The sequence below is a fragment of the Embleya sp. NPDC056575 genome (assembly GCF_042793325.1).
In the GTDB taxonomy this organism is placed as follows: Bacteria; Actinomycetota; Actinomycetes; order Streptomycetales; family Streptomycetaceae; genus Embleya.
Map to the genome: position 1 here is coordinate 1 of NZ_JBHTVA010000135.1, position 11,243 is coordinate 11,243.

7 protein-coding genes are annotated in these 11,243 nt (G+C 73.1%); 4 read left to right on the forward strand and 3 right to left on the reverse strand.

The genetic code is table 11. The annotated features are described in order from the left end of the window. Positions 1–286: 286 nt before the first annotated feature. On the reverse strand, positions 287–1,207 hold the full coding sequence (locus tag ACFRCG_RS47665; RefSeq protein WP_380042944.1) for an NAD(P)-dependent oxidoreductase: 921 nt from the start codon (positions 1,205–1,207) through the stop codon (positions 287–289). Positions 1,208–1,499: 292 nt separating this feature from the next. On the opposite strand from ACFRCG_RS47665, the gene ACFRCG_RS47670 reads away from it, so the two are divergent. The 3 genes from ACFRCG_RS47670 to ACFRCG_RS47680 all read left to right on the forward strand — a co-directional run bounded on the left by ACFRCG_RS47670 (position 1,500) and on the right by ACFRCG_RS47680 (position 3,816). Next, a complete protein-coding gene (locus tag ACFRCG_RS47670) occupies positions 1,500–2,600 on the forward strand; it encodes a hypothetical protein (protein WP_380042945.1) in 1,101 nt (366 codons plus the stop codon). Between the two features lie 233 nt (positions 2,601–2,833). Beyond that, the gene (locus ACFRCG_RS47675; RefSeq protein ID WP_380008086.1) at positions 2,834–3,412 is read left to right on the forward strand and encodes an RNA polymerase sigma factor; all 579 of its coding nucleotides are present in this window, start codon (positions 2,834–2,836) and stop codon (positions 3,410–3,412) included. Next, positions 3,409–3,816 (forward strand): hypothetical protein, encoded by a 408-nt coding sequence (locus ACFRCG_RS47680; protein WP_380042946.1) that lies wholly within the window; start codon positions 3,409–3,411, stop codon positions 3,814–3,816. The genes ACFRCG_RS47675 and ACFRCG_RS47680 overlap by 4 nt, the downstream gene beginning before the upstream one ends. A gap of 149 nt (positions 3,817–3,965) precedes the next feature. Here the strand turns inward: ACFRCG_RS47680 and ACFRCG_RS47685 are convergent, their stop codons facing one another. Continuing rightward, a complete protein-coding gene (locus ACFRCG_RS47685; protein ID WP_380042947.1) occupies positions 3,966–5,231 on the reverse strand; it encodes a phytanoyl-CoA dioxygenase family protein in 1,266 nt (421 codons plus the stop codon). 112 nt (positions 5,232–5,343) lie between these two features. Next, a complete protein-coding gene (locus tag ACFRCG_RS47690) occupies positions 5,344–8,856 on the reverse strand; it encodes an ATP-binding protein (RefSeq protein WP_380042948.1) in 3,513 nt (1,170 codons plus the stop codon). Positions 8,857–9,270: 414 nt separating this feature from the next. Between ACFRCG_RS47690 and ACFRCG_RS47695 the strand changes: the two genes are divergently transcribed. Beyond that, positions 9,271–10,149 (forward strand): alpha/beta hydrolase fold domain-containing protein, encoded by an 879-nt coding sequence (locus ACFRCG_RS47695; protein WP_380042949.1) that lies wholly within the window; start codon positions 9,271–9,273, stop codon positions 10,147–10,149. Positions 10,150–11,243: the final 1,094 nt, after the last annotated feature.

Genomic DNA, 11,243 nt, shown 5'->3' on the forward strand with positions numbered 1-11,243 from the left:
CCAGCCGGTCCCGCAACCACAAACGCAGCTTCCGCCGAAAACACCCGGCCCACTCGGGAAGGCTGCCCGGAAGACTCGACCCGGCCGCCCTCCCCGCCCGCCGCTGCAGGCCGCTTTTTCGCCGACCAACGCGCCCGCCTCGCCGAAGACCGGCAGTCTCGGCGCCCCGCACGCCGGCGGCGGCCCACCACCGACTCTGACCGGCCCCGCACCAGCCACCCGCAGCCAAAGGCGCGACGTGCGCGGGGAACGCCCGACCCACTCGGGAAGGCCCCTGGGGGCCGACTCACCTCACCCCACCGCCGCCACCGCCGCCACCGGTCGTCGGCCGTCGCACGCTTTCGATGATTCGGGCGAAGCTTTCCTTGCCGTGGCCCGTTGCGATTTGGCGGTCGATCAGGTGTTGCACGACGGCGATCACCTCCGTCCCCACGCCTTGGTCTCGGCCGGCTTCGGCGATGGTGTCGACGGCGGCCTTGTTGAAGGCCAGGCTCTGGGTCTCGGCGGTGTAGTCGGCGCTGTCGAAGTACTCGGCGTGGCCGGCCAGGCCGCCGGTCATCGCGGTGAGCCAGGGGGTCGCCAACTCGGCGAACTCGGTTGCCGGGACGCCTTCGCTGCCGACCAGGGCGGCGCCGTAGGCGAAGCCGGCGAACATCGAGTACATCGAGCCGAGCAGGGCCAGGTCGTAGAGCGAGGCCAGGCCCGCGTCCTCGCCGAACCAGCGTGCGCCGCCGAGCAGTTCGAGGAGGTCGCGGTGGGTGTCGAAGGCGGCCTGCGAGCCGCTGTACAGGAGCGAGGCGACGGGCAGGCCGATCATCTCCGGGATGGCCATGATCGCGCCGTCGAGGTATTCGATTCCGTGCTCGGCGGCCCACGTCGCGGTCTCCCGGGCCTGCTTCGGGGTCACCGTGGTCACGTTGACCACCAGGCGGCCGGCGAGCGGGTCGGCCAAGGCGGCCAGCGTGTCGCGGACCGACGCGTCGTCGAGGAGGCACACCACGACCACCGGCGAGGCGCGGACCGCTTCGGCGGCACTCGGGGCGAGGGCGACGCCCCGGGCGGCCAGATCGTCGGCGCGGCCTGCGGAGCGGTTCCAGACGGTGGTGGGGTGGCCACCTCGGTGGATCGCGCCGGCGATGGCCCGGCCCATCGCGCCGAGGCCGAGGACGGTTACGGGGGTGTGGGAGTGGGACTGCTGCGCGTGCACAAGGTTCTCCGGAGGTTGCGAAGGAGGGAAGGGTGGAGGGGGTGGAGGCGGGTGAGGTGACGGTGTTCGGCGCCGGGATTCATCCTTGATCGGTGCACTCCAGTGGGCAAGTACCTACTAATAAGTTAGGTACTGACGAAAAGGTAAGTATTGAGGCGAGCGGCCATGGTGGCGGCCGTTCGGGCTGCTGTCCGGCTCGGAATCGGGGGAACTCCCCACGTCCTGCGAACAGGTGGTCGGTTTTCGCTCGGACGTCTTTCGGCGTCCATCCGGGACCGGCACAATCGCCGCCATGGCGATGATCGAGACCCGCGAATCCGTCGGCGAGCGGTTGAAGTCCGGCGCGCTCGGATTTCTCTCCGGCGGCGTGATCGGCGCCGCGCTGGGCTGCTTCGTGGTCGGGTGCATCCTGGAGAGTTGGCGGCTCTGCGTGCTCGGGGTCGGGCTCTTCCTGTTCAACATGGCCGCGTGGGCCGTCCGCGGGCGCGTCCAGGGGGCCCGGGACGTGCGTGCGCCGGCTCGGCTTGCCCTCGCCGTGATCGAGAGCCGGCGTGCCCTCGGCAGCGATACGGCCGACATCCCGGTCGAGTTCGAGCTGACCGTGGCGCCGGACGAGCGCACGGCGTACCGGGTGAAGATGCGTCAGGACCTCAACCTGGTCGACATCCCCGACTATCGGCCGCGTGGAGTCGTGGTGGTGGAGTACCGCCCCGACGACCTGTGGGACGTCAAGCTCGTGACCGAGCCGACCGAGGAGTGGGCCCGGCGGGCGAGTGTGGAGACGGTGGACTCGGCGCCGGCCTCCGCCATGGTCGAGGCCCCGGGCGGCGACGGCGCGTTCTGCCTGCTCGTCATGCTCGGCCTGCTGGTCGGCGCGGGGATCGTGGTGCTGTTTCTCCGGGCGGAACTGGCCGACGAGATCGGCGACTCGCATACCAGGACCACGTCCTCCTCGTCCTCGTCGTACTCCGAGACGAAGGTCACGAGCAGCGTCTCGACGGGCACGACCGTCTCCGGCACCGCGTCGTCCGACTCGATGCTGGCCGACGGCGAGCTTCGCCGGCTGGTCGGTTCGCTGGTGAAAGGGATGCACACGGGCAACGCCGCCACGTTCACGATCGACGAGCACGGCATCTCGATGCAGGGCGTGCTCGGCGCGCCGGCCGATCCCGGCGCGCTGATCGACGTGAATACGCTGCCGTTGGAGCGGTTGCCCGGACTGGTCCGCATCGCGCAGACCAAACTGGGGGTCGCCGAGCCGAATTCGTGGCGGATCACCTTCGAGCCGGTGGCCGGGTCCGTGGTCGTCCGGGTCACCGTGACCGGAGCCGAAGGCAAGGCGTCGCTGGAGGCGGACACCGAGGGCCGGATCACCAAGCGCAACCCGCGCTGAGGTCGCCCCCGCCCGGCGCGGGATCATCGGGTTCGTGATCCGTCGTCCCCGTCTGGCGAACCCGGGTGAATCCTTTTGCGCCCGCCGCGCCTCTCATGCGTGTGCGGACGAGCACCTCGTCCGCCCCGCATCCCCTCGGGAGGACCCCATGACCGTAGTCGTCATCGTCGTCGCGGCAGTCGCGCTGCTGCTGTGCGTGTGCACCGTCACGCTGCGCCGCCGGAAGCGTCAGCGTGGCTGACCACACCTGGCCCGGCGCGGTCCTGGTCGCGGCGGCGCAGCGCGGTGACGTCGACGCGCTCACCGCGCTCGTGCACGGCTCCCATCCGCACGTGCGCCGGTTCGCGCACACGTTGTGCGCCACCCCCCAGGACGCGGAGGACGCCGCGCAGGAGGCGCTGATCATCCTCTACCGCAAGATCGGCATGCTGCGCGCCTCGGGGGCGTTGGCGTCGTGGATGTTCCGGATCGTCCGCAACGAGTGCCTGCGTCGCACCCGTGCCCTGGTCCACCACGCATCGGCCGCCGAGTCCGACCCGTTCGACACCCCCGGCGGTACGGCGCGCTCCGCCGAGGAGGACGCCCTGCTGCGCCTGGAGGCCGAACGCGTCGCGGCCGCCGTCGCCGCCCTGCCCGACGACCTGCGGCAGGTGCTGGTCATGCGGGACATCCAGGGTCTGCCCGGCCGGATGGTCGCCGACCGGCTCGGGATCAGCACCGCCGCGATGAAGTCCCGCCTGCATCGATCCCGTTCGGCGGTACGCGAGGCCCTGCGCGACGAACCGTCCCGTAGTGAGGAGAACCGACGATGACGCTCGACTCGACCACGACCACGACGACGACCACGCTCACGAAGACACGCTCCGCCGAGCCCGTCTCCCCGTCCGCCGATCCGGTGCGGCCGGCCGCCCACGACGCGCGGGCCGCCCTCGCCGCGCACGCCGTCCACGTCGTGCCCAAGCCCGCGGGCTTCGCGAGTGCCACCGTCCCGCGCCATCTGGCCCGCGGCGCCGTCGGGTTCGGCGCGCTCGTCGCGTCCCTGGCCCTGCTGCCGGTCGCCGGCTGGGTGAGCCTGCTGCTCGCGCCGGTCGGCCTGGTCGCGCTGCGGGGTTGCCCGATGTGCTGGGCGATCGGCCTGATGGAGACCATCTCGGCCGGCCGCCTGCGCCGCTCTTGTGCGAACGGGAGGTGCGAACTCACCCGTCCCGCGAAATAGGCGCCGCGACGCGCCGCCCGGCGGATCCTGCCGAGTCGGGATCCGCCGGGCCGGGCCCGGCCCCGGACCCGAGCCCGGCCCCAAGCCCGAGTCCGGCCGCAAGCCCGGCCCCGCCCGCCCCCGGGCACCGCGAACACGCGCCCCCGGCCTCACATCCACGACATGGCCGACTCGTCCCCCCTGTTGTCGTAACCCGGGATCACGTGCTCGTAGCTCTCGTACGGACTCGTGACGTCGAAGATGCGCGGGTTGTCGAACTGGACGTAGAGCGTGCGCCGACGGGCGGCGCCGGTCGCGGCCGGGCCCGCGTGCATGCCGCACCCCATGTGTACGGTCACGTCGCCCGGGTCGGTGGTCATCCCCACCACCGGCAGCCGGTCCCACTGCTCCGCCGTGTAGCGCTCGTGCGCGACCGTGCCCCACGACCCGGCCAGCGCGTACAGCTGTGAACTGTCCTGGGTCACCGCGTCCAGCCGGATGCCCACGTGCACGCGCGGACACGTGATCGGACAACCGCCGAGCGCGCAGTCCTTGTGCCAGGGCAGGTCCGGGATGGACAGCGGCTCGGGCGCGGTGCCGAACTCCTTGAGCACGGCGATCTGTCCGGAGTCCCGGTCGGTCACCGCGACCACGTCCTGGCCCGCGAGGCCGCACAACATGCGCACGGTCGGGTCGTCGGCCAGCGCGGCGATCCGCGGCGAGCGCATGCCCAGGTAGGTCAACCGGTAGGGCGAGCGCCGGCCGGCCGGGTCCGCGGCCCACAACGAACCCCGGTCGCCCTCACGGCACAACCCGCGAATCCGGTCCACCTCGCCGGCCAACTCCTCGACCCGGTCCGCGTCGAAGACCTGACGTACCACCAGATAGCCGGTGGTACGCAGGAAATGCGCCATCTCATCGGGTTCGTCCCGAGTGGTGAAGTCGCGGTGCAGGTCGATCGGCCGATCCGCCAGGTCGCGCAGATCGAGGGCCTCGGGGTGGTAGATCGGCGTCCCGGAGTACATGCAGCGGATCGCCGGCTCCCAGGTGTCCCAGTCGGCGAACGTGCCGCGCACGAAGCGCACCGCGTGCGACTCGACCAGGCCGCGGCTGGTGCGCAGTTCGTACAGGTAGTCCTGCCACGCGCCGGACGCCAGCTCGACGACCAGTTCGGCGTCCGCGCTGACCCCCGGCACGATGCGCACCTGGCCCCGGTCCTCGACATAGCTGTATGCCGAACCGTCGGGCATGCACAGGGCGATCGGGGCACGGCCGGCCACGTCCCAGGCGACCCGCTCGCCGAGACCGCCCTCGAGCCGGCGTGGCAGTTCCACCCGATGAAACGAATCGAAGCACACGACCGGCCAGCCCAACACACTGAACGTGCCCCGGTCGGCGTCGTGCGCCACCGCCGATCCCGCGCCCGCAATCCCCATTGCCCCGTCCTCCCCGTTGTGCACCCGGCACATCGGCCGGGTCGTCACCAACGGTAGGCAAACAGCGTCAGAACAGCGTCAGAGCAGCGCGAAAGCGCAAGGTGACAGCCAGTCAGCTCCGCGGCGGTACGCCGGCGTCCGGCGGGTCCCCGAGCAATCGCACCGCGTCCTGAAGCGTACGCTCCGCGTGTCCGGACAGGCCCAGTTCGACGCAACGCGCGTGCGCCGCCGCGAAGTGCGCGCGGGCGGCGGCCTCGTCGCCGGCCAGCGCGGCCAGGCCGCCGAGCACCCGGCGTACCGGGCCGAGCGAGGAGCCGGTCCAGTCCAGGTGGTCCGCGTACGGCGCCAGCGCCTCCGCCACCAGCAACCCCCGCTCGGTGTCGCCCAGTTCCAGCGCCACCTCGCCGAGCCGCATCAACGAGCCGGTCCACAGCAGGTCCACCGGGATGGTCGCGAAGCCCGGTACGCACAGGGCGTGGAACTCCTCGCGCGCCGACTTGGGATCCGCCGACGCGGACGCCGCCCAACAGGCCTGTACCCGCCACCAGGACACGTCCCGGGACCAGCCGGCCGCCACCCCCGCCCGACGCGCCATCACGCCCAGCCGGCCCTGCTCCCAGCGCACCGCCAGGATCTGCGACAGGTTGAACGAGCGCACCGCCTCGCGCGGCAGCCCCGAACGGCGGGCCAGACGCAGCGCGTCGGCCAGTACGTCCGCGGCCCGCGCGGTGCGTCCGCGCAGCAGTTCCAGGCCGCAGCGGTAGATCAGCACCTCCCACGTGAACCACGGGTGGCGCAGCCGCCGGGCGACCCGCTGCGCCTGCGCGTACTCGCGCTCCGCGGCCGGGATCGCGCCGCACACCACCAGGTCGTAGGCCTGGTTCAAGTGGCTGCGAAACAACGACTCCTGATCACCGGTCAGCCCGGACAACACGGTCAACTCGCCGCTCATCCGCAGCCGTTCCTCGACCAGGTCGGGTCCGGACGCGGCCAGATGGTGTGCCTCCAGGCCCTGGGCCAGCGCGTCGTGCGAGCCCGATTCGCGGGCCGCCTCCAGGGCTTCGTACAGCATGCCCAGCCGGGCCTCGCGGTCCTGCCCGAAGGTGAGCGCCACCGCGAGCGCGGCCAGCAGCAGCGAGCGCAGCGCGATGTCGGCGGGCAACGCGGACGCGATCGGCAGCGCGGCCAGCGCCTCGCGCAGCAGGGCGACCAACTCCAGGTCCACGCCCACCTGGTACACCTGCCCCAGGCGGACCATGGCCAACGCCACCCGACCGAGCCGGCGCGAGTCGGACAGCGCCCGGGCCTCCTCGGCGGCGCGGCGCAGCACCTCGCGGCAGCGCCGGTCGCCGCACCGGTCCAGCGCGGCGCCGCGCGAGAGCAGCAGGTCGCAGCGGGTCTCCGGGGCCGGGTCCGTGACCATCGGCAGCACCTCCAGGGCCTGCCGGTAGTGCTCGGCGGCGACCTCGAACGCGCCGCCGTCGCGGGCCTCGTCGCCGGCGCGGCGTGCGTAGTCCAGGGCCCGGCGGGCCTCGCCGAAGCGGCACGCGAGCCGGAAGTGGTGGGCCAACTCGGGCAGATGGGCGTCCCGGTCGCCCCGGGCCTCCAGGGCCAGGCCGACCTTGCGGTGCAACTGGAGGCGGCGCGCGGTGGGCAGTTCCTGGTAGAGCGTGGAGCGGACCAGGGCGTGTACGAAGGTGAAGCGGCCCGGACGGTCGGTCTCCTCGCCGCGCACCACGTGCGCGCGTTCCGCGTCGTCGAGCGCGTCCACGACGGTGTCGAAGCCGCCGGGGTGCACCGCCGCGACCAGGTCGATGTCGAACGACGGGCCGACCACCGCGGCCACCGTGAGCGCCTCCAGGGTCGACTGCGGCAGGCCGAGCAGCCGCTGGCGCAACACGTTGCGCACCCGGCGCGGGACGTCGGCGGGCACGCTCTTTCCCAGCGCAGACCAGTCGCTGACGTCGGCCCACTGGCGCAGCAGTTCGGTGGCCAGGAGCGGATTGCCGTCGCTGAGTTCGCGCAGTACGTGGGCCCGGACTCCCTCGGCGCGCGGCGGCAGCGGGCCGGCCAGTACGTGGGCCAGTTCGACCAGGGCGGCCACGTCCAGGCCACCGAGCGGCACATGCAGCGGGTGCAGGTCGCGGTAGAGGTCGGCGATCAGCCGGGTCATCGGATGCACCGAGCCCAGACCGGTGTCCCGGAAGGCGATCACCACCACCGCACGGGTGCCGACCAGGGCGCGGGCGACATGCCGCAACATCAGCATGGTCGAGGTGGAGGACCAGTGCACGTCGTCGAGCAGCAGGATCAGGTCGCGCTCGTCGGCGGCGTGCCGGAACACCCCGGCGACCGCCTCGAACAGCCGATAGCGCTCGGTGTCCGAGTCGGGCGGTCCCTGAGGCTGGGTCAGGCCCGCGGGCTCCAGCGGCAGTTCGGGCAGCAGCCGGTGCAACTCGCCGCCCAGGTCACCGACCCGCTCGCGCAGTTCCTCGGCCGCGACGTCGCCGAGATGGGCGCGCAGCATGGTCACGAACGGTTGGAAGGGCGCGGCCACACCCTCGTCGCTGCGTCCGGTCAGCACCAACGCGTTCCGGCCGGCGCGGGTGGCGAACTCGTTGAGGAGGAAGGACTTGCCGATCCCGGCGTCGCCGCTGACCAGGATCACCCGCGAGCCGACCTCGGCCCGGGTGGACTCCTCGAGCAGGCGCAGCTCGGCGGAGCGGCCCACGATCGGCCCGGGCGCGCCGTGCGGGAACACGTCGTGCGCCGAGCGGGTCGGGGCGGGCGCGGGCGGCGCGTCCAGGCCGGGTGTCGGTGAGGCGAAGCGGGCGGCGGGCGCGGGCACGGGCAGCGGTTGCGGCGTGGCGTCGCCGAGCAGGCGCAGGAACGCCGACTCGGTCTCGGGGGAGGGGCCCACGCCCAGTTCGGAGTTGAGCAGCCGCCGACACCGCTCGTAGGCGCGCAGCGCGGCCGCGCGGTCGCCGCCGGCGGCGTGCGCGGTCATCAGCAGGCGGTGGCTGCTTTCGCGGAACGGGTCCAGGTCGACCAGTTGGGCGGCGCGGGTCACGGCCGCGTCGGCGCGACCCAGGTGCAGTTCGGTGGTCACCGACACGGCGAGCGCGCGCAGTCGGGCCGAACGCCAGCGGGTACGCCGCTCGTTCACCCAGTCGCCGTCCAGGCCGGGCAGAAACGGCAGGGCGAGGATCTCGTGCGCGTCGTGAGCCCGCGTCCTGGCCTGCGCGAACGCGCCGTGCACGGCCAGCGCCTCGGCCTCGATCAGGGCGCTTTCCGCCGCCTCCACGTCGACCTCGGTGCCCTCGGGCAGGGACAACACGTAGCACCCGGCCCGGTGGCGCAACACCGACGACGCGTCGTAGCCGGCCTGCCCCAGGAAGCCGCGCACCCGGCTGAGCACTCCGCGCAGCGCGCCCTCCCACGACTTGGGCGCCTGCTCGGGCCACAGGAGCGCGGCCAACTCCTCGCGCGGCACCGGGTGTCGGCGACCGAGCGCGAGCGCGGCGAAGACGAGCCGGGCCTGCGGTCCGCCCAGCAGGTCCTCCGCGGCGCGACCCGCGGGGCCGTCGACGCAGACATGGCCGAGAACACGTACCCGGACCACCATGCGACGGACCCCCCTCCTGCTGTCGTCGACGCGACGACCGATTCCCCGGCGCCGGTCCGGGAGCGGTTCGAAGGACCCCGCGCGCCACATCGTACGAACCGAACGGTGCGCCCGGCGCCCAATTGCGCCGGCGCCCAGGTCACAACCCGGCCAATCGCTTGATCCCCACCAGGGTTTGTCGCAAGCTTCGATCCGCACACGCGCGCTCCCGGCCGGGCCGTCGATTGGGCGGTCGCACGGGTCCGTTCGTGGGCCGGGCCCGCCGGCGTGGACGATCGACGGCGGGGCAGACGGTGGGTGGGCCCGGATCCGCGGGCCGGGACGGGTTGTCGACGGGATCCATGGGATCGGTGGGGTCGAGCGGGCCGCCGGGGACGGCAGGGCCCGGTCGAGTCCGGTCGGGGAGGAGCTGGGATGAGCCTGGACGATTGGCAGTTGCCCCCGGTGCGGGAAGGGCGGGCCGCGCCGGAGGAGTTGGAGGCGCGGCGACGCGGCACGGCGGCGTACCGCGAGGAACCCGAGGAGGGGGTGGCGGTCGCCCGACGCCTGGTGGGCGGGGTGCCGTGCACGTTCCTGGAGGTCCCGGTCCCGGCGCTGACGCTGCTCTACTTCCACGGCGGCGGCTACCGCATGGGCGACGCCGAGGGCTGGCTGGGGATCGCGTCGCGGATCGCGCTCGCGGCCCGGGCGCGGGTGATCCTGGTCGAGTACCGGCTCGCGCCGGAGGCGCCGTTCCCCGCCGCGCTCCACGACGCGGCGAGCGTGTACGACGCGCTCGTGACGGTGGAGGAGGAGGGCCTCGACGCGGCGCCGTTCGTGGGCGGCGACTCGGCGGGCGGCGGCCTGGCGGCGGCGCTCGCGATCGCGGCGCGGGGTGCGCGGGTGCCGATGCCGGCGGGCCTCGTGCTGTTGTCCGCGTGGTTGGACCTGACGGTGACCAAGCCCACATACGACTCGAACGCGGCCACGGACCTGTTCATCTCGAAGCGGTCGCTGCGCGAGGCCGCCGAAATCTACCTGCAACTGCACGACCCGAGTGATCCGTTGGCCTCCCCACTGTTCGCCGACCTGTCCGGCCTGCCGCCGATACTGCTGATGGCTTCGTGCCACGAGGCCCTGCTCGGCGACACCACGGCCTTCGCCTCCCGAGCCGCCGCAGCCGGCGTCCAGGTCCAGGCCCACCTGATCCCCGACGTCCCCCACGCCTGGCCCGCCATCGACCCGGACATCCCGGAATCCACAACGGCGATCGGCGCGATCGCAAGGTTCCTGACGACACCGTCGGCGTCTTGAGCCGGACGCCTCCGGGGGGCGTTGCGCGTGGGGCCGCGGGTGCCCGGTGCGGGGCTGGTCAGACCGGGTGATGGGCCGCCGCCGGCGGCGGCGTGCGGGCTCCGCGCCTTCGGCGCCCGGCGAGGCGAGCGTGTCGGTTGGCGAAACCCGGCCTGCAGCGGCGGGCAGGGGGCGGTTGGGTCGAGTTCCCCGGGAGACCTTCCCGGTGCGCCGGGTGCTTCCGGCGGGCGTTGCGTCTTTGGTCGCGGGTGGCTGGTGCAGGGTTGGTCATAGTCGGTGATGGGCCGCCGCCGGCGTGCGGGGCTCCGCGCCTTCGGCTCCCGACGAGGCGAGCGTGTTGGTCGGCGAAAACCGGCCTGCAGCAGCGGGCAGGGAGGCGGCCCGGTCGAGTCCTCCGGGTGGCGTTCCCGGGTGAGTCGGGCGTTTCCGGTGGGCGTTGTGCTGTTGGTTGCGGGTGGCAGGTGCGGGGTTGGTCTGAGTCGGTGGTGTGCCGCCGCCGGCGTGCGGGGCTCCGAGACGAGGGGTTCCCGACGAGACGAGCGCGTTGCTCGGCGAAAACCGGCCGGCAGCGGCGGGCAGGGGGGTGGCTGGGTCGAGTCCCCCTGGCGACCTTCCCGAGTGGGTCGGGTGCTCCCGGCGCGCGTTGCGCTGTTGGTTGCGTGATGGCCGGTCCGGGGCTGGTCAGAGTCGGTGAAGAGCCGCCGCCGGCGTGCGGGGCTCCGAGACCCGAAGTTCTCCACGAGACAGGCGCGTTGCTCGGCAAAAACCGGCTGGCAGCGGCGGGCAGGGAGGGCGGTCCGGTCGAGTCTTTCGGGTGGCCTTCCCGGTTGGGCCGGGTGTTTTCGGCGGAGGTTGCGTTTGTGGTTGCGGGTGGGCTGGTGCGGGGTTGGTCTGAGTCGGTGGTGGGCCGCTGTCTGGGTGGGGGCTTCGGGGTGTGGGGTTTTGTCGGGGCGGGGGCCTGGGTCGGGGGAAGGGCGACCTGCGGCGGGTGGCGGGGTGGGGGGTCGGGTTGGGTTCCGCCGGGCTTGCGTTCGCGGGTGGGTCGGGTTGTTGCGGCGTGCGTTGCGGCTTTGGTTGCGGGCCGGCTGGTGCGG

Bases quoted from the DNA above. Each gene is read 5' to 3' on its own strand.
- ACFRCG_RS47670 (WP_380042945.1), top strand. From the start codon at position 1,500: ATGGCGATGATCGAGACCCGCGAATCCGTCGGCGAGCGGTTGAAGTCC.
- ACFRCG_RS47680 (WP_380042946.1), top strand. From the start codon at position 3,409: ATGACGCTCGACTCGACCACGACCACGACGACGACCACGCTCACGAAG.
- ACFRCG_RS47685 (WP_380042947.1), bottom strand. From the start codon at position 5,231: ATGGGGATTGCGGGCGCGGGATCGGCGGTGGCGCACGACGCCGACCGG.
- ACFRCG_RS47690 (WP_380042948.1), bottom strand. From the start codon at position 8,856: ATGGTGGTCCGGGTACGTGTTCTCGGCCATGTCTGCGTCGACGGCCCC.
- ACFRCG_RS47695 (WP_380042949.1), top strand. From the start codon at position 9,271: ATGAGCCTGGACGATTGGCAGTTGCCCCCGGTGCGGGAAGGGCGGGCC.